The 23,542-nt window shown below is 56.4% G+C and carries 18 protein-coding genes, 1 tRNA gene and 1 pseudogene; 14 read left to right on the plus strand and 6 right to left on the minus strand.

Going from position 1 to position 23,542, the window contains the following annotated elements; translation table 11 throughout:
* Positions 1 to 83: 83 nt before the first annotated feature.
* The 9 genes from ACOSDR_RS07225 to ACOSDR_RS07265 all read left to right on the plus strand — a co-directional run bounded on the left by ACOSDR_RS07225 (position 84) and on the right by ACOSDR_RS07265 (position 10,934).
* The gene (locus ACOSDR_RS07225) at positions 84 to 1,928 is read left to right on the plus strand and encodes a TRAP transporter permease (protein WP_420726284.1); all 1,845 of its coding nucleotides are present in this window, start codon (positions 84 to 86) and stop codon (positions 1,926 to 1,928) included.
* A gap of 80 nt (positions 1,929 to 2,008) precedes the next feature.
* A complete protein-coding gene (locus ACOSDR_RS07230) occupies positions 2,009 to 2,695 on the plus strand; it encodes a FadR/GntR family transcriptional regulator (RefSeq protein ID WP_420730804.1) in 687 nt (228 codons plus the stop codon).
* Positions 2,696 to 2,794: 99 nt separating this feature from the next.
* Positions 2,795 to 4,609, plus strand: coding sequence for a gamma-glutamyltransferase family protein (locus ACOSDR_RS07235; protein ID WP_420730805.1), 1,815 nt, complete (start codon positions 2,795 to 2,797; stop codon positions 4,607 to 4,609).
* Positions 4,593 to 6,509, plus strand: a complete 1,917-nt coding sequence (locus ACOSDR_RS07240) for a TRAP transporter large permease subunit (RefSeq protein ID WP_420730806.1) — start codon at positions 4,593 to 4,595, stop codon at positions 6,507 to 6,509. The genes ACOSDR_RS07235 and ACOSDR_RS07240 overlap by 17 nt, the downstream gene beginning before the upstream one ends.
* A 48-nt stretch (positions 6,510 to 6,557) precedes the next feature.
* Positions 6,558 to 7,556, plus strand: coding sequence for a TRAP transporter substrate-binding protein (locus tag ACOSDR_RS07245; RefSeq protein WP_420730807.1), 999 nt, complete (start codon positions 6,558 to 6,560; stop codon positions 7,554 to 7,556).
* A 69-nt stretch (positions 7,557 to 7,625) separates the two neighbouring features.
* Entirely contained in the window at positions 7,626 to 7,847 is a 222-nt protein-coding gene (locus ACOSDR_RS07250) for a hypothetical protein (protein ID WP_420726289.1), read from the plus strand.
* A 37-nt stretch (positions 7,848 to 7,884) separates the two neighbouring features.
* Positions 7,885 to 9,360 carry an aldehyde dehydrogenase family protein gene (locus ACOSDR_RS07255; RefSeq protein WP_420730809.1) on the plus strand — a complete coding sequence of 492 codons (1,476 nt, stop codon included), beginning with the start codon at positions 7,885 to 7,887 and terminating at the stop codon, positions 9,358 to 9,360.
* 13 nt (positions 9,361 to 9,373) lie between these two features.
* On the plus strand, positions 9,374 to 10,534 hold the full coding sequence (locus ACOSDR_RS07260) for an iron-containing alcohol dehydrogenase family protein (RefSeq protein ID WP_420730810.1): 1,161 nt from the start codon (positions 9,374 to 9,376) through the stop codon (positions 10,532 to 10,534).
* 16 nt (positions 10,535 to 10,550) lie between these two features.
* Complete coding sequence (locus tag ACOSDR_RS07265) at positions 10,551 to 10,934, plus strand: RidA family protein (protein WP_420726292.1); 384 nt, start codon at positions 10,551 to 10,553, stop codon at positions 10,932 to 10,934.
* Positions 10,935 to 11,383: 449 nt separating this feature from the next.
* On the opposite strand, the gene ACOSDR_RS07270 is transcribed toward ACOSDR_RS07265, so the two are convergent.
* A complete protein-coding gene (locus ACOSDR_RS07270; protein ID WP_420730811.1) occupies positions 11,384 to 12,322 on the minus strand; it encodes a hypothetical protein in 939 nt (312 codons plus the stop codon).
* Positions 12,323 to 12,448: 126 nt separating this feature from the next.
* Between ACOSDR_RS07270 and ACOSDR_RS07275 the strand changes: the two genes are divergently transcribed.
* From ACOSDR_RS07275 to ACOSDR_RS07285, 3 genes are all read left to right on the plus strand, one after another.
* The gene (locus tag ACOSDR_RS07275) at positions 12,449 to 13,249 is read left to right on the plus strand and encodes a GntR family transcriptional regulator (RefSeq protein WP_420725952.1); all 801 of its coding nucleotides are present in this window, start codon (positions 12,449 to 12,451) and stop codon (positions 13,247 to 13,249) included.
* 145 nt (positions 13,250 to 13,394) lie between these two features.
* Positions 13,395 to 14,141, plus strand: coding sequence for a hypothetical protein (locus ACOSDR_RS07280; protein ID WP_420725951.1), 747 nt, complete (start codon positions 13,395 to 13,397; stop codon positions 14,139 to 14,141).
* A gap of 99 nt (positions 14,142 to 14,240) precedes the next feature.
* A complete protein-coding gene (locus tag ACOSDR_RS07285; protein WP_420730812.1) occupies positions 14,241 to 15,911 on the plus strand; it encodes a hypothetical protein in 1,671 nt (556 codons plus the stop codon).
* Positions 15,912 to 15,955: 44 nt separating this feature from the next.
* On the opposite strand, the gene ACOSDR_RS07290 is transcribed toward ACOSDR_RS07285, so the two are convergent.
* Complete coding sequence (locus tag ACOSDR_RS07290; RefSeq protein ID WP_420725950.1) at positions 15,956 to 16,885, minus strand: LysR family transcriptional regulator; 930 nt, start codon at positions 16,883 to 16,885, stop codon at positions 15,956 to 15,958.
* Positions 16,886 to 17,009: 124 nt separating this feature from the next.
* Here ACOSDR_RS07290 and ACOSDR_RS07295 point away from each other — a divergent pair, with 124 nt between their 5' ends.
* Positions 17,010 to 18,164, plus strand: a complete 1,155-nt coding sequence (locus tag ACOSDR_RS07295) for an aromatic ring-hydroxylating oxygenase subunit alpha (RefSeq protein WP_420725949.1) — start codon at positions 17,010 to 17,012, stop codon at positions 18,162 to 18,164.
* Positions 18,165 to 18,201: 37 nt separating this feature from the next.
* Positions 18,202 to 19,320 carry an aromatic ring-hydroxylating oxygenase subunit alpha gene (locus ACOSDR_RS07300; protein ID WP_420725948.1) on the plus strand — a complete coding sequence of 373 codons (1,119 nt, stop codon included), beginning with the start codon at positions 18,202 to 18,204 and terminating at the stop codon, positions 19,318 to 19,320.
* 20 nt (positions 19,321 to 19,340) lie between these two features.
* Here ACOSDR_RS07300 and ACOSDR_RS07305 read toward each other — a convergent pair whose 3' ends face one another.
* The 4 genes and pseudogenes from ACOSDR_RS07305 to ACOSDR_RS07320 form a co-directional block, all read right to left on the minus strand.
* Positions 19,341 to 21,680, minus strand: a complete 2,340-nt coding sequence (locus ACOSDR_RS07305) for a molybdopterin-containing oxidoreductase family protein (RefSeq protein WP_420730813.1) — start codon at positions 21,678 to 21,680, stop codon at positions 19,341 to 19,343.
* 165 nt (positions 21,681 to 21,845) lie between these two features.
* A tRNA-Met gene (locus ACOSDR_RS07310) sits at positions 21,846 to 21,922 on the minus strand.
* 90 nt (positions 21,923 to 22,012) lie between these two features.
* Positions 22,013 to 23,203 (minus strand): tRNA 2-thiouridine(34) synthase MnmA, encoded by a 1,191-nt coding sequence (mnmA, locus tag ACOSDR_RS07315; RefSeq protein ID WP_420730814.1) that lies wholly within the window; start codon positions 23,201 to 23,203, stop codon positions 22,013 to 22,015.
* 218 nt (positions 23,204 to 23,421) lie between these two features.
* Positions 23,422 to 23,542 (minus strand): annotated as a pseudogene (locus ACOSDR_RS07320) (ISAs1 family transposase); the annotation flags it as partial.

Raw genomic sequence — 23,542 nt, forward strand, 5'->3', positions numbered from 1 at the left:
CCCCGTTGAACCGGTTTGGTTTGGCGGGGGTGTGCATCCTCAAATCGACTATCACATCCGCATCTCAGGTTTGGAACAAAGCTGTGTCTTTTCTCTCTATTGCATTTGATACCGGTCTGCGCAGACGCCCTGTTGGGACCCTTGCCCTGGTCACAAAAGTCTATGCCGCTGTGGTGGCCGGTTGGACGATTTATGCGGCAGGGTTCTCCCGAACCGATATTTTACCCCTGACCATTACCTTTTTATCTTTGATGCTGGTCTTAACCTTCATCCTGATCACGCCGACAACAAAGTCCAACCCGGATAAGTTTCCATTTTATGAATGGATTCTGGCGGCGGCTGCTTTTGCCTGTGGCGCTTACTTCGTGACAGAAAGTGATACCATTTCACAACGGATCACATTGCTGGATCCCTTGTCTGACCTGGATGTTCTGGCATCCCTGACATTGATCATTTTGTCGATTGAGGCGATGCGACGCACGGTTGGCCTGGGGCTGACATTTATTGTTATCGCCTTCATCGCCTATAACCTGTTTGGCGACAAGTTGTCCGGTCCCTTGAGCCACGGTGAAATCACCCTGGAGCATTTCCTGGATATCATGGTGTTTACAACCGACGGCCTGTTTGGTGTGCCGATCCGGGTGGCTGCGACCTATGCCTTTCTGTTTGTTCTGTTTGGGACGACACTTTCTAAAACAGGTGGAGCGGACTTCTTCTTTAACTTCGCAGCGTCATTGACGGGTGGGTCAAAGGGCGGACCGGCAAAGATCGCCGTTATCTCCTCTGGCTTGTATGGAACGATATCCGGCAGCCCGACCTCTGATGTTGTGACCACGGGGTCGGTCACCATCCCGATGATGAAACGGCTTGGCTATAATTCCGCCTTTGCCGGGGGCGTCGAAGTCGCAGCCTCAACCGGGGGCAGCCTGGTGCCGCCTGTCATGGGCGCTGCTGCTTTTATCATGTCAGAGCAGATCGGCATTCCTTACATCGATATCGCCATTGCGGCCTTGATACCGGCGATTCTGTACTATCTGCCGATCTATATGCAGGTTCATCTGCGGGCCAGTAAGGAAAACCTGCAGGGTATGGATATGTCGAAAATTCCAGCCCTGATGCAAACCATGAAAGAGGGTGGCCTGTTTCTGGTACCTCTGGTCGTTATTACCTGGGCCCTGGTGAATGGGTATACGCCCACCTATGCCGCAATTTATGGGACATTGACTGTTCTTGCGGTGTCCATGGTCCGGCGCAGCACCCGGTTAACCCCGGCCAAGGTGTTCGATATCCTGTCTGATACCTGCATTAAGATGGTTGCCGTCACGGGGGCCTGCGCAGCAGCGGGACTGGTCATTGGCGGCATCACCATGACCGGGCTGGCTTCCAAATTCGGGACACTGGTTTTTCTGATTTCCAATCAGGACGTCCTGATCTCCCTGATTGTCGCGGCAGGGCTGACCATTCTTCTGGGACTGGGTATGCCAACGCCCAGCGCCTATATTCTGGCGGCGGTTCTGATTTCCCCGGTCATGCATGATCTGGGGATTGATCTGATGGCCGGGCATTTGTTCCTGCTGTATTTTGCGGTGATGTCCGCCCTGACACCACCCGTTGCCGTAGCGGCCTATGCCGCCAGTGCGATCGCGGATGAGGCCCCGATGAAGATTGCAGGGGCGGCTGTGCGTATTGCCATCGGTGCCTTCCTGATCCCCTTTGCCTTTGTCTTTGATCAGGCATTGCTGCTGCAGGGCAGTGTGATCGGGATCATTATGGCCACAGTGTTTACAGCTGTCGGTCTGACCTTGTTCGTCATCGCCCAGGAAGGTTATTGGAAACAGCGTCTCAATGCCCCGGTTCGGGTACTTTTGGGGGCTGCGGGCTTGCTGATAATTTTCATTCGTCCCCTGTCGCAGTATGTTTTGTCCTAAGGACGCGATAAAGAAACAGTGGCATTTATCGGATAGATGGATCACAATGGTCCAGTAATGGTTCATTAAAGGGTGATCCGATGTCCGATATGCGGGGGCATGCCCGTAAGGCCCTGGCGGCGTTGCGTCAATTTGTGGAAACGCAGGTTCTGGAGGGGCATTGGCCCCCCGGGACACAGTTACCGACGGAGCGCGAGCTGGCGGATCAATTCGCCATCAGCCGCAACACGGTGCGCCGACAAATGCTGCAACTGGTCAAGGATGGCTGGATCGACCGCCATGTCGGGCGGGGCACTTTTGCGTGTGCGCCGCCTGGCGTATCGAGCGTTTCTGACCCTGACGCCAGCACCGTGAACCCGGAAGAGGTTATGGAGGCACGTTTGCTGATTGAGCCCTTGCTGGCGAAGCTGGTTGTCATTCGTGCCAGCAATGCAGAACTGGCATCTATGGAAGACATCCTTGCCGCCGGTGCAAAATCAGAAACCATGGCGGAATTCGAATATTGGGACAATAAACTGCATCGGGCCATCGCTGAGGCGTCAAAGAACCAATATCTGATCACAATCGTCGAAGGGATTCATAAGGCCCGGCAATCCCCGGCCTGGTTTGGATTGCGCCGCCGCGGGTTGACCGACGAGCGTCGGCAGATTTACCAACAGGATCATACGGCCATTGTTCAAGCCCTGGTACGTCGTGATGGAGAACAGGCCAGGGAGGCGATTTTAAGCCATCTGAGCCGAGTTCGGACAAATTTAATGATTACATGACAGATTCCTGTTGGAATTATTTTAGGATTGCGTCACTATTGGTTCACTAAATCGTCACATTGGTTCAAAATTGGATCAATTAAAGGCTGGAGAGTGAGCATGCAAGTGTCACGGCCAGAGGTACAGGGTTGGTTCGGCGTCGCGACGTCGACCTATGCCGCTGCCAGTCAAGCTGCGATGCGCATGTTGGAACTGGGGGGGAATGCCTTTGACGGGGCTGTGGCCGGTGGCTTCGTGCTGCAAGCGGTGGCCCCCCATCTGAATGGTCCCGCCGGGGATGTTGCAATGCTGGTTTATGATGCCGCCGATGGGCGCGCGCAGGCCGTATGCGGACAGGGGCCGACACCAAAAACAGCGACGATAGACGCGATACGCGCCCTAGGTCTGGATCGCATTCCAGGGACAGGTTTACTGTCTGCCGTGGTGCCCGGGGCATTTGATGCCTGGATGCTGCTTTTGGCGGAAAAGGGAACATTACCACTGCGCACAGTGATTGAACCGTCATTGGACTATCTGGATCGGGGCGTCCCTGTGGATGGCCGCCTGCATGCCACGCTTGTGGCGGCACAATCCGTTTTTCAGCGCTACTGGCCGACCTCAGTGGAGGTGTTTCTTCCTGATGGTACGGTCCCGGCGGTAGGGGAATTGCTGCGCAATCCAACTTTGTATTCCGTTTTTCACCGTCTTTTGGATGAAGCAGAAGCGGTCGGATCGGATCGGCTGGCACAGATTGAAGCCGCCCGTGCGATATGGTCCGATGGTTTTGTCGCCCAGGAAATTGATGCCTTTTGCCGCCAGACAGAAGTGATGGATGTGTCTGGTCAGGTGAATGGCGCATTGTTGCGGGGGTCAGATCTGGCGGGTTGGCGGGCCTGGTTCGAACCAGCCCTGTCGCTGGAGTATGCAGGCTATCAGGTGCTGAAATGCGATAGCTGGACGCAGGGGCCTGTTCTGTTGCAAGCGCTGGCCTTGTTGCCGGCCCAAGAGATGGCGGCACTGGACCCCAATGGGGCAGAATTTGTGCATCGGGTGACCGAAGCCTTGAAACTGGCCTTCGCGGATCGGGAAGTATTCTACGGGGACCCAAAAACCGCCCGTGTCCCGATGAACCGATTGTTGTCACAAGACTATGCGGCCTTGCGGCGTGACGAGATCTCCGCGCGGGCCTGCAATGATTGGCGACCGGGCAATATTGCAGGCTGTGGCGCACCGATCGATTATGCCGCCGCCTGTGCCCGCAAACGGGAAACCGGCTTGCTGGCCGCCTATGGCGGCGGGGAGCCGACGGTTCAATCGATTGAAGCGCTGGGCTATCGTGCCAGCGTCAGCGGGGATACCTGTCATATCGATGTGATCGATGCTGCCGGGAACATCGTGTCAGCAACCCCATCCGGTGGGTGGTTGCAATCCTCGCCCGCCATTCCGTCTCTGGGATTTCCCCTTGGAACGCGGGCACAGATGATGTGGCTGGACCCTGTCGCCCCATCGGGTTTGGGACCGGATCGACGCCCGCGCTCCACACTGACGCCAACGCTTGTTCTGGATAAGGCCGGTCGGGGATATCTTGCCTGTGGCACACCGGGTGGGGACCAGCAGGATCAATGGCAAGCGGCTTTTCTGATCCGGCATCTGGTGCATAAAATAGGCCTTCAAGAGGCGATAGAAGCCCCTTCGTTTCATAGCGAACATTGGCCCAATTCGTTCTATCCCCGCCATGCTTCACCCGGTCGCCTGGTGGTTGAGGGTCGGTTTGGTTCCCAGGTATGCGATGATCTGAAGCATCGGGGCCACGATTTAAGCATTGGCGATGATTGGTCGGAAGGCCGTCTGACCGCCGCTGCGCGAGACCCAGATGGCCGCGTGCGGGCGGCCGCAAATCCAAGAGGAGGGCTGGGCTATGCCGTTGGTCGATGACGCCCTGTCTGGATACACAAAAGAGCGGGATGCAAACAGCGGGCAATCTGCGACGGGATTACGGTTGGCGGCTCAACGGATTCTCGGGTTTTTCGATAGCGTCATTGGCGGGGCGGCAACGCTGGCGCTGATCGCGTTGATTCTGATTGTTTTGGCCAATGTTATCGGACGCTATGGCTTCAACAATTCCCTGACCTGGGGCGGGGAGGCGGCGCAATGGCTTTTCATTGGCGTGATCTTTCTGGCGGTTCCCCTGGCGCATAGAGGGCGGGCGCATCTGTCGATTCAGTTTCTGGTCGAACGGCTGCCGGTACCATTGCAGACGGCGGCTGGCTTTCTCAGCGATTTGATCATCGCCTATGCGACGGTGATGCTGTTGTTGGGCGGGATGACCTTGATTGATGCGGTCGGTGGCGTGAATTACGCCCTTAATCTGCCAAGTTGGGTTAAGTTTGCACTGATCCCCGTGACCAGCGCGTTGGGTCTTTTGTATTTGGCGCTGCAAGGTCTGGATGAGGGGAAACGCCCCTGGCGCGGGATCATCAGCATCGCGCTTGCCTTTGGCCTGTATTTTCTGTTGCAGCCAGGAGGCTTGGTCAGCCTTAAGGGCCTTGATCCCGGCACCACGATGATTGTCAGCTTTCTGGTCGCCATGGCGATTGGAACGCCGGTTGCTTTCGCCATGATTTTTGCAGCCTTTGCCGCCAATGCCGCTGGTGCGGTAATGCCCCCCGCCGCCGTGGTTCAGACGATGGTGAATGGGTCCAGTAAGTTCCTGTTATTGGCGATCCCGTTTTTCATCGCAGCAGGGGCGTTGATGAATGTGGGGGGGCTGACGTCACGCCTGATGGATTTCGCCTTCAAGCTGGTAGGGCATTTGCGCGGTGGCTTCGCACAGGTGAACATCGTGTCCAGCGGCTTTTATGCCGGAATCAGCGGGTCCAGCTATTCGGAAGCTGCGTTGGGCACAAAGCTGTTGGTGCCGCAGATGGTCAAGCATGGCTATTCGCCGGGCTTTTCCTGTGCCGTCACGGCGGCGGCTGCGACATTGCCCAATGTCATTCCGCCTTCTATCGCCCTGTTGATTCTGGCGTCGGTCGCGAATCTTTCTGTTGGCAGTTTGTGGCTGGCAGGTGTTGTCCCTGGCCTGTTGATGGGCGCCAGTCTGATGCTGTGTATTTATGTAATTGCCCGGATGCGGGGCTATGGCACCGCCAATCAGGCCGCCAGTTGGTCCGATCGGGGACGCGCCGGGATCAAGGCGCTGCCGGTTCTGGGGTTGGCGATCGTGATCATCGGTGGGATTCGCGGCGGCGTTGTCACTCCGACAGAGGCTGGTGTTCTGGCGGTTGCCTATGCCTTTGTCTTAGGGATTGCGGTCTATCGTACATTCACCTGGCGGGAACTTTGGCAGACCTTGCGTGGGGCAGCGGTGGAAGCGGCGATGGTTGGCCTTTTAATCGGTGCGGCGGCGCCTTTCACCTTCGTTCTGGTAACAGAACAGATTCCTCAATCGCTGTCGGCACTGATCACCGGCCTGTCGGATAATCCCTATATCGTGCTGTTGCTGGCGAATGTGCTGATGCTGTTTTTTGGCATGTTCCTGGATATTGGCGCAGCGATCCTGATCTTAACGCCACTATTGATGCCAGTTATGGTCAGCATGGGCGTAGATCCGATCCATTTCGGTCTGATTGTGGTCGTTAATCTGATGTTGGGTGGTTTAACGCCCCCGGTTGGTATGTTGGTCTTTATTTCATCGGCGATCTCAAAAACGCCGGTGCATGACGTTTTCCGTGCGATGTATCCCCTGTTGGGCGCGCTGTTGATCGCCTTGGTGATCATCACTTACGTACCCGCGGTGTCGCTCGGTCTTGGTTGGCTTTTACAAGGAAACTAATGACGGAAAAGCCAGATATTCACAGGTACAACACTAGGAGGCAGAGGGATGTTTGTTAGACGCACACTGAAGACAGGACCGGGGCTGTTGCTGGCCGTGGCGATGGGATTATCACTGACCTGGGCCGGGGTCGCTCAGGCGGATCCAACACAGATCACGGTCGGTGTTATCTATGGAATAGACAAGCCGCAAGGCAAGATCTGGACCAAGATGAATGAATTGGTCGAGAAGAAGATTCCGGGTCAGATCACCTTTAACATCGTCCCGGACGGTGCCTTGGGTGGTGAGAAAGAGGAAGTCGAAGGCGTCCGTTTGGGCTCCATTCAGGCAGGGATATCAACCCTGGCCAATATGTCCACATGGGTTCCGGAAACGTCTCTTTTCGACATGCCATTCATCTTCCGCGACCAGGCCCATATCGACAAGGTGATGGCTGGCCCAATCGGGGATGAGTTCAAGGACCTGTTCGCAAAACAGGGTTTCAAAGCCTTTGGCTTCATCACCTATGGCGCACGTCATGTGATTTCCAAGGCCAAGATTACTGGTCCGGACGATGTGAAAGGATTGAAGATGCGGGTTATTCAAAGCCCGCTGCACATTGCCTTGTGGGAGTCACTTGGAGCCAGCCCAACGCCGGTTCCGATTACAGAAGCCTATAATGCGCTGGAAACCGGTGTGGTGGATTACATGGATATGACCATGTCGGGCTATCAAGCGCTGAAATTGTACGAAGTCGTGCCAAACTTTGCCAGAACATCCCATATCTGGGCGCTGGGCGTGATGTATATGAGCATGCCGTTCTGGGAATCGCTGACACCGGAACAGCAAGCCGCGCTGGAAGAAGCCGCAGCGGAAGCGATTCCCTATTTCAATGGTCTGGCTGCTGGGGAACAGGAAGAATCCCTGGCGAAAGCTGTTGAAATGGGCGCAACGGTGGTCGAACAGGATACCGCCGAATGGCAAAAGGCGATGGCACCGTTCTGGGCCAGTTATGCCGATAAGGTCGGTGGGATCGAAAAAATCGAAACCATTGTGAATACCAAGTAAATGAGGGTCGGGTCTGGGGTTTTGCGCCCCGGACCCGACGCCTTCCGATTCAAGAGTGAGAGGTCCGGCATGGCAGATTTCATCGAAGAAGACCGGGTGCGCGACGGGCCAATGGATCAGGAAATCCTGACCATGGTGGTTGAAGCACTGCGCCATCAGGGCTTTCCAAATGCCACGCATGAATCGATTTTCGGTGATCCGGATCATCGCGCTGCAGCCGTTGATTTGCTGAAAGACTGTCGCCCAATGCCGGTTGTCTTGTCCCTGATAGACGCGCTGCACTCACACTAGAGGCACCGCGTATCCTGTTGATAGAATGGAGAGAGCAATGGCCCAGGCCATGCCGTTAATGACTGCCAGCGCGGATCTGCGGGCCCGCTATCCTGAGGGTACTGTTTACATCGATGGCGCTTTCATCGTGTCCCCGTCGCGTTTGACTGTATATGGCAAACAGTTTGGCGACACGATCTGCGACGTCGGGTCTGGAAACGCCGATGTGATTGATGCGGCAGTGACAAGTGCGGATAAGGCGTGGCCCGCCTGGCGTGCAATGGCACCATCCGCCCGGGCCGCCCTGCTGTATGCCATGGCAGATCGTCTGGCGGCAGAAATGGATCAGTGGATTTCACTGGAGGCGCATCATGCCGGGAAGCCGTTGTCGGATGCGCGGATCGATATCGTATCGGCGGTCATGACCCTGCGCTGGTTCGCCGGTTTTGCAGATCGGATTGATGGGCGCGTTGTTGCCTCTGCGGAGACGGTGCATCGTTACATCCGACGTGAACCCCTTGGCGTATGTGGATTGATCGTGCCGTGGAACTTCCCCCTTCTGATGATGGTGTGGAAGGTGGCGCCGGCTCTGGCGGCGGGAAACACGGTGGTTGTGAAACCTGCCAGCCTGACACCGCTGACGGCCCTGTTGTTTGCGAAACTGGCCAGTGATGCCGGATTGCCGGCTGGGGTCCTGAACGTTGTGCCTGGGCCGGGAGAAGCAGCAGGCATGGCATTGGTCCGTCATCCGCGTGTCACCAAGATCAGCTTCACAGGCTCTACAGAAATAGGGAAGCAGGTTGCCCGGATTGCCGCCGATACGGTCAAGCGCGTTACCCTGGAATTGGGTGGCAAGTCCCCGACCATCATTCTGGACGATGCCGATCTGGAGAAGGCAATTCCTGCCTCTGCAGCGGGATGTTTCGGGCATGCTGGACAGAAATGTGCCGCCCGCACACGGGTGATTGTCAGTGAAAGCCGTGCCGATGAGGTCGTTGAGCGCCTGGCAAAAATCGCTACAGGCTTGAAGATCGGGGACCTGTCAGATCCTGCAACGCAATTGGGCCCTGTCATCGATACCAAAGCACAATCCAGAATTCTGGGGATGTGTCAGGATGCACAGAAGGCAGGCGCGTCTTTGGTCTGTGGCGGGGAGGCCCCGGATCACACCGGCCCCTATGTGTCCGCGACAATTTTCGATCAGGTGAAATCCGGTGATGTGCTGGCCCAGGAAGAAGTATTCGGTCCGGTCATGGCCGTCATTCGTGTATCAGATGAGGATGCCGCTATCGCCGCCGCCAATGACAGTGACTATGGCCTAGCCGCCACTCTTTGGACACGGGATGTCGGCAAGGCGCACCGGATTTCCGGTCAGATTCAGGCTGGAACCGTCAGTGTGAACACCCCTGCCGTGGTTGGAATCGAAACCCCGTTTGGGGGGTATAAGCAAAGCGGATATGGCCGCGAATTGGGGCTGGAGGGCTTGGACGCCTATCTGCAATCCAAGGCCGTTATTATGGATATCAGTTCTTAAGGAGTTTTGATCAATGTCTGGTCCCTTCGTATTCCTTCATTCTACACACCGTGTGCAATTTGGGCCGGGCTGTCTGTCAGCCCTGCCGGATTTGGCAAGGGCAGAGGGCCGAAGGAAGGCTGCTATTCTGCTGGATGCTTATTTCATGGGGGGGCCGTTACAGGATCGGCTATCAGAAATCCTGAAGGATTTTGCCCCTGTCTTTCACGCAGTCCCACAACATGAGCCTGATACCGATACAGTTGAAGGCGCCCGTGCGGCCCTTTCGCAGGCTGAGGCGGATTTGATTCTGGCGGTCGGGGGTGGCTCCACCCTGGACACTGCCAAAGCAGCGCGCATGTTGCTCAGTAATCCAGGGCCCATTGAGAATATTGTCGGTGCCATGGGCATGCCGATGATCGCCCATGACAGCCTGTTCGTTGCGGTTCCCACGACGGCAGGCACCGGCAGCGAGGTTTCAGAATCCGCGGTCATCGCAAAGACAGGGACCGACTATAAGATGGTCCTAAGATCCCCTAATATGGCGGCGCGTCTGGCACTGTTGGATCCGGAACTGGGTGTAACGGCACCGCCAGGTGTAACAGCAACCGCAGGCTATGATGCCATCACCCATGCGGTGGAGGCTTACACGTCGAAATTTGCGACTGTAATGACCGATCCGTTTGCCCGGTCTGCGATGGAGCTTCTGGCCGTGTCGCTGCCCATTGCTTTTGAAAAGCCAGATGATATCGAGGCACGGGGGAATTGCCTGATTGGATCAATGCAGGCTGGCATCGCCTTTAATTCCGCGCATTTGGGATTGGCACATGCGATTGCGGGTGCATTGGGTGCCTTGCATCATGTGCCGCATGGCCTGGCGAATGCCTTGGCGCTGCCGTGGAGCATGGCTTTCAACCAGCCAGCCCTAGGGGCAAAAGGTGAGATCGTGGCTGGGATCTTTAAGGGGGCGAGCTCCGCGGCTGGCCTGTCTGCGATGCGTAAGAAGGTTGCGCTGGATATCGGTCTGGACAAATTTGTCCCGACCGATGCAGAACGGGATCTGGTGGCGGAAGGGGCTGCGAAAAGCGGCCAGATCAAGGTCAATCCGCGCCTTGCCAGTGCTGCCGAGATTCGCGTGATCCTGGAACATATGCGCCAGCCGACCGAAGGGCTGCAGCCCAATCTTAACCTTTAAGGAGGGACACTCTGATATGACAATTCACAACCCTGACAGCATCGCCGCCCCGGTTGGGGCCTATGTCCATGGCCTCGAAACCGCGCCAGGCGCTCGGATACTGCATGTCTCCGGTCAGATTGGTATGGCAAAGGATGGCACGATTCCAGCCGGCACCAAGGCGCAGTCGGAGCTTGTCTGGCAGAATATCGCAGAGATTCTGGCTTCCGCAGGGATGGAAATTTCAGACATTGTGAAGATGACGGCCTACTTGTTGGGTCCGGAAGACCTCGCAGACTATGGCGCTGCCCGCACCGCCGCCCTGGCTGGGCATAAGCCGACATCCACCCTGATCTTTGTCGCAGGCCTGGTGAAACCTGAATTGCGGGTTGAGGTCGAAGTCGTCGCCGCCAAGGCCTAAGCCCAGTTCCTTTGCGGTTTCCTTTTTTGAAAATGAGCCGCAAAGGGCGCAGAGGGGCGGGTCGCGCAATGCCAAAAATTCCCATTCTCATCCTGAGGAGGCGCGATAGTGCCGTCTCGAAGGAGGCGCTGTAAGTGTCGTGCTTTCAGAGGGCTCCCCCTTCGAGACGCTACGCCCCTCAGGGGAAGGGTGCCCTTGTCTGACACATCGTCACCCCGGACGTGATCCGGGGTCCAGGGCGGCAGGCGGGATTGGTGCGGGGGGCCCTGGATACCCGCCTGCGCGGGTATGACGGGGATGTGGGGTGAGGGTGCCCTTGTCTGATACATCGTCACCCCGGACCGGATCCGGGGTCTAGGGCAGCGGGCACCAGTTGCACGGGTGGCCCTGGATTCGGTTCTGACCCTCGACACCAATACCATCTTAAGGAGCGCGGCGTTGGCGGGCTCTTACTCGACCGCCAGCGTGCTTTCGCGCTTACCATCGCCTTCGATTTCTGGGATCAGGGGGATGGGGACATTATAGGGGGCGACATCTTCGCGGATTTTGCTTAAGGCCGCGACGATGATATCGACCTCTTCATCTGGATGGGTCGCACCCAGCCCATATTCTGTCGCCAAAGCACGGGCGCGTGCGGAGCGTTGACGCTCTTCCTTCGGCAGGTTCACAACGGAATAAACACCGTTCAACAGGCTGCCCCGCAGCTTTTTGGCAAATTTCTCACCCAGAAGGACTTTTTCTTCCTGGCTTAATTGCTCAAAGAAACGACGCATCAGGATGCGGCCAAATTGAATGTGCCGGGCTTCGTCGCGCAGGATCAACTGACAGGCCTTGCGAATTTCCGGGAAGGTCGCGTTTTTGTAACGAGCAGTCAACAATTCGCCGGACAATTGTTCAAACAGCGTGTTGACCGCCATCCCCGCATAGAAGGACATTTGCTTTTCTTCTGACTCCGTGTGGAATTTTGGAATGATCAGTTGGAAATAATCACTGCGCGGTGTTGGCTGATACCCACCCAGGGCATCTGCGATGCGGAAGGAGGCCTCATGATGGCGCAATTCTTCCATGATGAAGTTCGCCACATGCTGTTTCACCTCAAAAGGCAGGTGTTCATAGATTGCCTGGCGCAGCCGTTCCGCGCCATACGGTGTGGCACCATGTTCCATCCAGGCCCGCAGGGACCACCATTCAGCGCCTGCTTCCCTAACCTCGGCAGGAAGGGATGCGGTTTCTTTCGCCAATGCGGCCCAATCTATATCCTGGGCCGGGTCCCAAGCCATATCGCGCGCCTGCAGGCACAGTTGCCAGATATCATCATACTGCAATTTACCGACGACAGGATAGGGGTTCGGATTCTGAACAGTTTCTTCCAGCATTGAGGCTTCCATATCGTCGCTCCCGGTGTCAAAACAGTGATCATTAAAAGGCTGGATGGCCCTTTGATCAATTAGTATAGTCTTATAGACTAATTCGTCTAGTGGGATTCTGAAGAGAATTCATTTTTAGGAGTGACTATGGTGTCGGAGCCATTCGCGGGAAACCAAATTGACAGAAATTCACCGGTTCCTTTGTTCCTACAGATCCGTCAGGCACTGCTGGCTGACATACGAAGCTGGCCTGATACGGCGGCGCAATTTCCCACCGATCTGGCGCTGGCCCAGCGTTTCAGTGTCAGCAAAATGACGGTTCGCCAGGCGATCGATGACTTGGTCGAAGCAGGCCTGCTTGAGCGGCATCGTGGTCGCGGTACCTTTGTAACGGATCGCGCCTTTGTTGAACAATTGGACCCTGTCCTGGATATCGATCAGCAATATGCGGCGGCGGGGCACAGTCAAACAACACGGGTTCTCAGTTTCGATCGTCGTCCAATGACAATGCGGGAACAAAAACTCTTTGGGGCGCAGTCGGATGAAACGGCTGTTCATATTCGCCGGTTACGATCCGCCAACGGCCTGCCACTGGCCCTGGACGAGCGTGTTATGCCCGCCCCCATTGCCGATCAGGCGAATTTCACCGCTGATAATGCAGTACAATCGATCATTGCGCGGTTACGGCGCGCGGTTCCTTTGGCCCGCGCTAAGTGGCAAATGAGCGCCCTGTTGGCCGATAAAGACCTGGCACTGAACCTCAGCATCCATCAAGGGGCTCCGGTTCTGGAACGGGCAATGACCTATCTGGACCCGAAAGGCGCGATCCTGCTGACGGGGCGCAGTCTTCATCGTGGCGACCTTGTCAGTTGCGCCTTTGAGCTTCCGCTGGATGGTCCGGAACACACGGGCCTGCTGGAAATGGCACGCGGGGAAGCCTTGAACTAAAGGAACCGAACTTAAAGAATGGACAGTCAATCCGCGTCCGGTACTCTGGTCGACACGCGTTGTTGGTATCGTGCTGATTGCCCTTGATGAAAGTGATTGAATGTCCAGTTTCAACTACACCCTAAATAACGCCCGAAAAAAGATTATGGCGGGTGGGCAGATTGTTGCGGTTATGGTGCCGGACGACTCTTTAAGGGAGTATTATACAAACCCACTGCCCCGGTATGAGGAGTGCTATCGTCTTGATAGAGTCTGCCTGTCTGGAGATCAGTTCTGGGCGATGACCGATGGCGAACATCTGCCTTATCAAATGGGCAAAGGAATTCAGGAAGCTCTGCATTTTGGTTATACGAACAGCGCGCCTCTCTACTTTTCGACTCAGCGAAAAGACTTTGAAAGCGCTCTTCGGGACCAGACCCAACAACTGACCCTCTGCAATATGCGCCAATACAGCGATTTTAAGTTCATCCTCCGCGATCCGATTGAGAAGGTTTGGGATTCGGAAGATCGCAATAATCTGGAGGTGCTGCGCCAGGCAGTCCAGCAGGGTCTATCTTTCCGATTGGTATTCGAAGACGAGGCCGGTCTGGTCTTTTCGCTGCCAGTCGACTTGCCGATGCTGTTCTACGAAAAGGGTGATCTTAGTGTTACAACCAAGATATCGTATTTCTATGATTTCTGTATGGATCCAATGTCATTGATCGAGGCCATTCGCGCGAAAAAGCCGGATTTCGAGCATGACCGTGATCCACTTTCCATCAAGGCCCGAATAACCAGTCGCGTTGTGCCCGCCTATTACAATCTGTTCCTGGATGGCAGCTATATCGGTGTCCCGGAAATCTTCTCAGGCAAGAAGAAAGCCTGGAAGATGGCGCGCCTGTTTAGCTATTGAATCCAAATGTGAATCTAAAAGAGGGTCGCTGTTTTGCCCTGTCCTGCGCGGGAAGACGCGCATGCAACTTGCTCAGTATCGTAACTTCTAAACACCTTGATGTTCGAAGTACCCATTCGAATACTTGTATGTTTTCATTGGGTTGACGCGCATTCTCAGGGTGTAGTATTTTTTGACAGTGCTGTTGTATTAAAGCAGGCAGGCAAAATCGTCTATTGGGGAAAGGTGCGGGGGCCGAGAGCGTTGAGAAAATTAATTTTTGCTTTGTTTTGGTTTTTTCCGATCCTATTGGTAACCGCATGCGAAACGACGTCGAATCCCAATGACGATAGGATTGCGCAGGCTTATGAGTTGTTGAAGGCTGCACCGGATCTCGAAGCCCCCGGCGTGCGCGAGCAGATTGCCTGGCTACGCACGCCAGGGGCGCCCACTATAAACGTCGCCGGCCTGATTTATCGCGGCGCTCATCCCGACATTATTATGGAAGTCGCCGACATTCGTGGCCCTAATAAATATTACATGGATAGTCAGCAACGCCTGTATCACGACTATATCTTCAACACACCCTACACCTGGGGTAATGCGTTTCAGATTGCGGTCGCGGCGTCCCGTCCGGAATTAGCCGAAAGGCTTGCTATTGGTGTTGCAAAGCAAGCTGGCGACTATCGTGAAGGTATGCCGCTTGGAGTAATCCCCAGTATTGCGAAGTTGGCGAGCCAACCAGCTCCAAAGAGCACTTCGCATTTCTCTATCTTGTCCCCTGAAGAAAGTTCCTGGTCCTCCTTTTATCACGACATTGGCACCATTCAGCGCATTAACGCACAGCCAAAAGATACCTACACATCACCCCCTGGCCGCGGGTTGCTGTTCCGGTATGCTGCGTCAATGCGACCTGGATGGCGCTACGATACAATCCGGCAATTTGGCACACCTTCGGAGGAAATTTATGCCAGACTTGGCGGTCCCGCGACGATGGTCGATGCGACGGTCCAAGGGGATTTAGCCGATGCCTATGAAAAGGAATTAACAGATCGGAGCTTCAAGACGGTTTCCTTTATTCTCAAAAATTTTCCCGGGGACGTGAACGAAACACTGCCATTTTGCATGATGCGCGATGGGGAACCGGTGATTGTTTGCCCCAATGTCAGCCCGACACATCTGGCTGCTCGCAATACAACCATGCGCGACATTGTGCATAAGCTTGAATGGAGATGGCTCCCAGCAGGCAAGCTTAAGGCCTTCCTCGCGGCTGGTGGTGACCCGAACAAGAAAGACTCGTTTGGAAATACCGCCTTGGCTTATGCCCGGAATGGCGGTGTTCATCCCGGCGCAAATGCTCCGGGCGATGATTTCAACATCACACAATTGTTCGCCGGGGCCGCGATTATCGCAGGCGCAGGTGCTCTGGCCGGGGAGGGGAGTTATGATACTGCCACAGAATTTATGGTCGGTGGCCTGACAGATGTCATCAACGGAACCTCTGACAATATTACGCGAATGCATGATCAGGCGGACCAACAGCTGCAACAACAGCCCGCTTCAAGCGCCACGGGTGCCGGTTCTTCCAATACGTCGTTAAACAGGACGTCTGAGAAGTATTCATTTACATGCCCTGCGACAGGCCGGACTCACAGTGTACCAATTTCAGCGGCCAGCAATGCTTGCCGAAATGCTATGCGGCGTTATGCAAAGGCTGTTAGTTGCAACATGATTGATGACCTAGAAGGCGCCCAGAACGCGTATTACTCCGCCTGCGCCTCAGAAATGTAAGCAATCGACATGCCGCGGTTGCGTCGGATTCTGGTGAGATTGCCCTATCGAAATTGGTGACCAGTCGATCCCCCTTCGGATCGGAAATAGGTGATCGTGTGATCCGTGAAACGCTGAAGGATTGCCCCAAAATGGGCGGCATCGCGGGAAGCCAGAACCACCTTCAAGGGGCGAACCACGTCTACGATGCGTAAAGTTTTAACCCTTCGTCCGTCATAGGTTGTCGATGGCGGGCGCATAACCAGTAAGGTGAAGCCAAACCCGGCTGCCACGGCGCTTCTGACGGTTTCCATTGATTTTGAGACATAGGATATCGGGGGATCGATTCCGCATTCTGCCAGCAAATCCTCAAAATAGGCGCGGCTGCCCGCCCCTTCGAACATGACATAAGGCTCCTTTGCCAGTTCTGACAGACGGATGGACCGGCGATTGGCCAAAGGATGATCCGCCGCCAAAACGACCATTGGCTGGATTGATGCCAGTTCCACAAAAGTCAGCCCCTGTAATGCGCCCCCCCGATCATAGGTCAGGGCAAGATCCAGCGTCCCGTTGCGCAGCGCATCGGCAAGGTCGCTCAGTGACATCTCCCTGTGTTGCACCGTTATCCCCGGCGCGGTGTCAGCGAAGGATCGGATCAGGCCCGGCGCAAAGAACGGTGCCAGCGTCCAAAAAACACCCAGACGGATTTCCCCTGATGCCTCTGCGGCAATGGCAGAGGCTTCGCGCGCAACTTGTTCAGCTTGTTCTTCCAGCGCGACCGCATGTTGCAGAAACAAGCGACCCTGCAAAGTCAGGGTCAGACCTCGGGCGTGATGACGCTCGAACAGAACAATGCCAAGAATATCCTCCAATTTGTCCAAGGCTTGCGCGATGGAGGGTTGGGAAATGTTCAGCGCGCGTGATGCCTGTGCAATGCCGCCCTGTTCGGCAACAGCCCGAAAATAGGTACATTGGCGCAGGGTGTATCGAACCATATTTTATCTTCTTTAAAGCTAGGATAATTGAGTTTGTGCCTATCTTCAGAAAAGTTCAATCTTCTGTTCAATACGATCATTGTTCCCTGTTTTTCGACGCGCCCATTTTTGAAGGACTGCTATCATGTCGTTGATCCAGCCGAATGCCGAATTGTTGAAAGCAGCCGAACGTCCGTTTGAAGACGCCCGCGCAATGCCGCCCAGTGTTTATACCAGTCAGGCGTTTCTGCAGCAGGAGCTTGAAACCATTTTCTCCAAAGACTGGGTCTGTGTCGGTCGTGTCAGCAGTTTGGCCAATCCGGGGGATTATCTGACCTATGAATTGGCGGGCCAGCCCGTCTTTGTGATCCGAGATCGGGAGGGGGCGATTAAGGCATTCTCAAACGTCTGCCTGCACCGCATGTCGACCATGCTGCAGGGCTGTGGCAATACCCGCGCTGTTGTATGCCCCTATCATGCCTGGACCTATGGTCTGGACGGACAATTGCGTGGCGCGCCCTTCATGGGCCAGACGACAGGATTCTGTAAGGAAGATTACAAACTGCCCGCCATACGGTGCGAAGAATGGCTGGGTTGGATTTATATCACGCTGGACAATGATCGTCCCTCTGTTGCTGAGGCGCTGGAGCCCCTGCGGGAGATGATCGCGCAATATGGCATGGAAGACTATGTCGAATGCTTTCGTGAAACTCATGTCTGGAACACCAATTGGAAGGTCCTGGCCGAAAATTTCATGGAATCCTATCACCTGCCGGTCTGCCATGCGGCAACGGTGGGCGGCTTTTCCAAGCTGGAGGAGATGGAGTGTCCGCCGGGATTGCCCGCCTTCAATTATCATTGGATTACCAAAGAGGCATCCCTGGCGATTGGCAATGCCCATCCCAGCAATACCAAGCTACAGGGCCGTTGGCGCAAGACGACCGGGCTGCTGACGCTATACCCCAGTCACCTGATCACTCTGACGCCAGGTTATTTTTGGTATCTATCGCTGCACCCCAAAGGGCCAGACCAGGTCGCTATGGTTTTTGGTGGGGGCCTGTCGCCGGACTTCATCAATGATCCAAAGGCGGATGAATATATCGCGACGCTGAAGACCCTGCTGGACGCGGTGAATGAGGAAGATAAAGGCTGTACGGAGAAAGTGTATAAGGGCATGAATGCTAACTCAGCAAAGGCCGGGCATTTATCCTATCTGGAACGCCCCTTGTATGATTTCATGCATTACATCGCGGACCGAACGGCGGGATTTGATCGTTCCACCGCGCTTGCGGCAGAGTGAGACCTCGATGGACGCTCCGAGCGCATCAATCTCTCACATGACCGACACGCTCCGCATCATTGCGACCCTGCCAGCGGATCAGGCTCAGACGCTGCCCGGTCGGTTCTATACCGACCCCGATTATTTCCAATATGAGGTCGAGACCTTCCTGTCCCGCGAATGGCATTGCCTGGGCCGAGTAGATGAAATTCCCAATCCTGGGGATTATTTCACCGCCCGCCTGTTTGCGGAGGCCCTGTTGGTCGTGCGTGGTGATGATGGACAGGTTCGGGTCTTGTCCAATGTCTGCCGCCATCGTGGCATGCTGCTGGCGGAAGGCAGCGGTTCCACACGGCGCTTTGTCTGTTCTTATCATGCTTGGAGTTATGATCGTTCCGGTCAATTGAGTGCCGCGCCGCGTATGCAGGAGAAGGGTGTTGGCGCAAAAACCTGCCGCCTGCCAGAATTTCGCTGCGAGGTTTGGAACGGTTTTATCTATGCCAACCTGGACGATGGTGCGATACCCTTGGCGCCTCGATTGGAGGCGCTCAATCAGGTGCTGGCCCCCTATCGCACCCAGGGGATGCGCTATGTTCAGAGTTTTGAGGAGGAATGGCAGACCAATTGGAAATGCCTGGTTGAGAATTTCATGGAGTCCTATCATCTCTCCGTCGTGCATCCAAAGACGCTGCATCCCTATACTCCGACAGGCCTTAGCCGGAAGGCACTGTCTGGCGAGGCTTTCACCTCCTATTGTGCCAATTATCCCGATACGGCCGCAACAAGGGGGCTTGGGGCAGACACGTTACGTGTAGAGGAACGCCGCCGCTCCACTCTGTTTTCTGTCTTCCCTACTCAGATTGCCAGCCAAGCCGCAACGCTGTTGGTGTCCTTTGGAATCCAGCCGCTTGCCGTTGACCGCATTCGGGTGCGTTGGACCTTGTCCACCTATGGCGATGAATTGACACAGGATGAGCTCGATGCCCGCATTGCCCTATGGCAGGAGGTCAATCTGGAAGACCGCATCAAACTGGAAAAGATGCAACAGGCCCTAACCTCTCGTCATGCCACATCCGGCCCCCTGGCCCCGGAGGATTACGAAGGCACCATCGCAGACTTCCATCGATATCTGGCGCGGCAACTGCCTGCCATGCCTAAAATCGCGGCGGTCGGCTGAGGTGGAAAAGTCGGCTACCGTCAGATTTTGCGAATATCACACCAGGAACAACGCAAGGGGATTGATCCACTGATCGGGTCCCGGTGGTCTGTTGAGATTGCCTGATTGAAATTGGTCGCCATTCTGTTTCCGTCCGGATTGGGGGCATCGTCGCTGTTGCTGACTGCCCAGCCATGCTGTGCAAAGACCGCGTCTGGGGCCAGGTCCTTGGTTGGTTTGGCTCGGGCGATGAAGCGCCCGGCCTTGGTGGAAATCTCAACCCAGTCATGCAGCGCGATGCCATAGGCCTCAGCCGTTTCCAATGACAGTTCCAGAACCGGGTCCGGGGTCAGTCGCCGCAGTGAAGCGATGTTTCGGCCCTGGGAATGGCAATAGGTGATGGTCTTCGCAGAACTGAGGCGCAGGGGGTAGGCGGTGTCCGTATTGGCGGGCAACGCCCCGGCATCCAAAGTCGGCACCGGATCATACCCGCTCTGCAACAATTGTTCGGAATAGATTTCCAGTCGCTTTGTCGGGGTTGCGAAACCATTCTCCAGATAGGCAGACAATTTTACGCTGTCTGGCAGTGTGATCCCTTCCGGGTTTGCTTTCAATTCTTCCAACTCAACGCCCGACGGGGCCAGAATATGGGCGTGTCCCTTATCGGCGTCACAGTCGAACATAACATCGGCCAGCCCCAGGCGTTGTGCCAGATCCAAAACAATATCCGTATCACTGCGCGACTCCCCGATGGGCGGGATGATGGCAGGCCTCAGTTGAACCTTGCGCATGCCTTCCAGACTGACATCGAAACCGGGTCTCAGGCCCTCGCGCTCCCAGGACGTGGCGACGGGCAGGACGATGTCGGCGTATTCTGCGGTGGCGTTCAGGAAGAAATCCGTATGGACATGGAACTCTAGTTTTTCGAAGGCTTCCCTGGCTTTCGCGGGATCAGGCTGGGCTGCCAGGATATTACCGCCAAAGGATATCAAGGCCCTTATCGGATAGGGTTTCTGCGTCAGGACCGCGTCATAGACATCGCGTGCCGTCACCCATCCCAATTTGCCAGGGCCAATGGGGCGCGTGTCCAGGCCCAGAGCCTTGTCGCGCTGTGCGTCGGTCAGCAGGTCATGGCCCGCAATATCGTTGAATCGGGCCGCCCCACCGGGGATATTGCCACCCGCGCGGCCATAGCTGCCGGTTAAGCCATACAGAATGGAAATCGCGCGGTCGGTCTGGCTTGCCGTCGCACTCTGCCCCACGCCATTCCAGGCGTAATAGGCGACCGATGCGCTGTCGGCCAGAATATCTGCCGCCTTCTGTAGCTGTTCTTCCGGAATGCCGGTGATTTCCGCCACACGGGCGGGGGGATACTCCGCCGCCGCCTCTGCGAAGATCTGCAATGCGGTCCGGCAAGGGATGTCTCCCGTGGCGGTGGACACCTGATTCCTGGCCATCAGGGTGGCCTTTGTAGGGTCCGCCCGCCACTGTCCAGGCCCCGCCGTGTCAAAGGCCAACAGCGAGTCATCCCCTGATCCAGCGGCCATTATGACGGCCGCGTCCCCTTGTGGGTCCACATCGCTTTGGCGCAGGTATGCACCGGTATCATCGCGCACCAGAAAGGCCGCATTGGTCCATTCCCGCACAAAGGCGACATCAAACCGGCCAGATTTCAGCATCAGATTCGCCAGCCCCAAGGCCAGCGCCTGATCGGTGCCGGGCCGCACCTTAAGCCAGCACTCCGCCCGCCTGGCATACAGGGTCGGGCGGGGATCGACGACGATCATCTTGACGCCGCGCCGCATCGCCTTTTGCACCTCAATCGACCGCGCCAACCAGGTCGCTGCCGGGTTATGACCCCACAGCAGAACGCAATCCGTATGGGCGAAATCCGGCGTGCCGATATCGCTGCCATAGGTCAGCCGGGCCACAAAATCCTTGTGCCAGTTACAAATCTCTGTCCCATAAATCGTATTGGGGCTGCCATAGGCACGGATGAAACGCTCAACCCAGGAAATACAATCCGACATATGGGTGCCGCTGGGCGTGGTAACGGAAAAGGCAACCTGCTCCGTCCCATGCGCGTCGCGAATGCGCCCCATATGGCCCGCGATTTCGCTCATCGCCGCATCCCAGGAAATCGGCTCCCAGGTCGGCACCTTGGCCCCTTTTGGGGATGTGCGGCGCAACGGCTGGGTCAGGCGGTCCTTGTGATAGACCAGTTCCGTCACCGCCTTCCCCTTGGGACACAGCGTCTTGCCACTGGGATGACCGGGCATCGGCTCAACCCCCACAATCGCCCCATCCTCAACCAACACCTCGCACCCACACCGCGACCGGCATTGCGTACAAAAGGCAGGCACACGCTGTTGCTTAGTCATGATAAACGCTCCAAGGGTCCGCCCAGGGGGAAACGGATTGGGTCAACGGGGGTAGGGTTACGACGGTCCATGCGAAATAGTAGCCACAACACGCTAATGCGCAATGGCTCGTCCGCACAGGGAAAGTTGTGGGATTTGGCTTTAGTGGAAGTGCTTGGAGAAAAATGGTGGCGGATCAGGGATTCGAACCCCGGACACACGGATTATGATTCCGCCGCTCTAACCAGCTGAGCTAATCCGCCACGATGCGCTGGGCATCTTCTCTGCAGGCTGGGGCGCGGGGGCCTTTGCACTGCGGAGGTGCGCTTCAATATAAAGACTGACCCGGCCTGTCAAGCGGCGACATTGCCTTGGGTCGACATTCCTTGCCGTAAAATCCATCCACCGCCCAAAACGCGGCTTTGGGCGTCGTCGTTCGGGGCATAGAAAACACAGGCCTGACCGGGGGACACGCCAAATTGCGGCTGGTCGAAGGCGACCGTGACATCGCCCAGCGGTGTCGTGGCGACGGTGGCCTGCACCGGGGCCATGGTGTTGCGGATCTTGACCAGCACCGATTGCGGCCCATCGGACAGGCGCGACGGGTGCAGCCAGTTGACCGTGCCCAGGGTCAGGCTGCTGACCGCCAGGGCCTCACGCGGGCCGACGATGACTTGTGCGTTTTCGGGGTCCAGGCGGATGACATACAGCCGGTCCGTGTCGTCGGCGCGCCCGCCAATGCCGATCCCCTTGCGCTGACCAATGGTATAGCGCAACACGCCGTCATGCTGGCCCAGCACAGTGCCATCCAGATGCACGATATTGCCGGGGCGGGCGGCTTCCGGGCGCAGCTTCTCCACAATGCGGGCATAAGACCCGTCGGGCACGAAACAGATGTCCTGGCTGTCTGGCTTGTCGGCGACGGGCAGGTCGAAATAATCGGCCAGCAGGCGGGTTTCCGCCTTGGTCAATCCGCCCAGTGGGAAGCGCAGGTAATCCAATTGCTCCTGCGTTGTGGCGAACAGGAAATAGCTCTGGTCCTTGCCGGGGTCCACGGCGGCATGCAGTTCGGACGGGCCGTCTGCGGGGCGCTGACGCCGGATATAATGGCCGGTGGCGAGTGCGACGGCGTTGAGTTCCCGTGCGGTACTCAACAGGTCGCGGAATTTTACGGTCTGGTTACAGCGCACACAGGGGATCGGTGTCTCGCCCCGTGCATAGGAATCGGCAAAATCCTCAATCACCGCATCGCGGAAGGCGCTTTCGTAATCCAGCACATAATGGGGAATGCCAATCCGGTCGGCGACATTGCGGGCGTCATGGATGTCCTGACCGGCGCAACAGGCGCCCTTTTTCTGGATCGCCGCGCCATGATCATACAGTTGCAACGTGATCCCCACCACGTCATAGCCCAATTCTTTCAACAGCGCGGCGGTGACGGAGGAATCAACGCCCCCGGACATGGCAACAACCACGCGCGCACCGGCGGGCATGTCTAGGGTGGCCGGGTCAAAACCGGCGAGAAGGGTTTCTGCGTTGCTCATAAGGCCTGAGATATAGGAAAAGGGGGCTGGAACGCAAGGGTGGTGTCAGGGGGATATAGTAATCCCGCAGTGGGATGCACTATCTGCGCCCAACCCTTTGAGGGGGAGGACGGTTCTGTCTGCGCCCAACCCCTTGAGGGGGGAGGACGGTTTTATCTACTCCCTCCCCCTTGAGGGGGGAGGACGGGTCTGTTTGCTCCCTCCCCCTTGAGGCAGGGCTATCGCATATGAGCGAAGAGCTTTGTGAGGAAGGCATCATCCCATCCGGCGCGTTTGATTTTGCCCTTGATGGAGCCTTTGTCGTCATTGGCTTTGATGATGTTGAGGGCGAGCTTGCGC

The organism is Hwanghaeella sp. 1Z406, assembly GCF_048892425.1.
Lineage (GTDB): Bacteria > Pseudomonadota > Alphaproteobacteria > UBA8366 > Aestuariispiraceae > Pacificispira.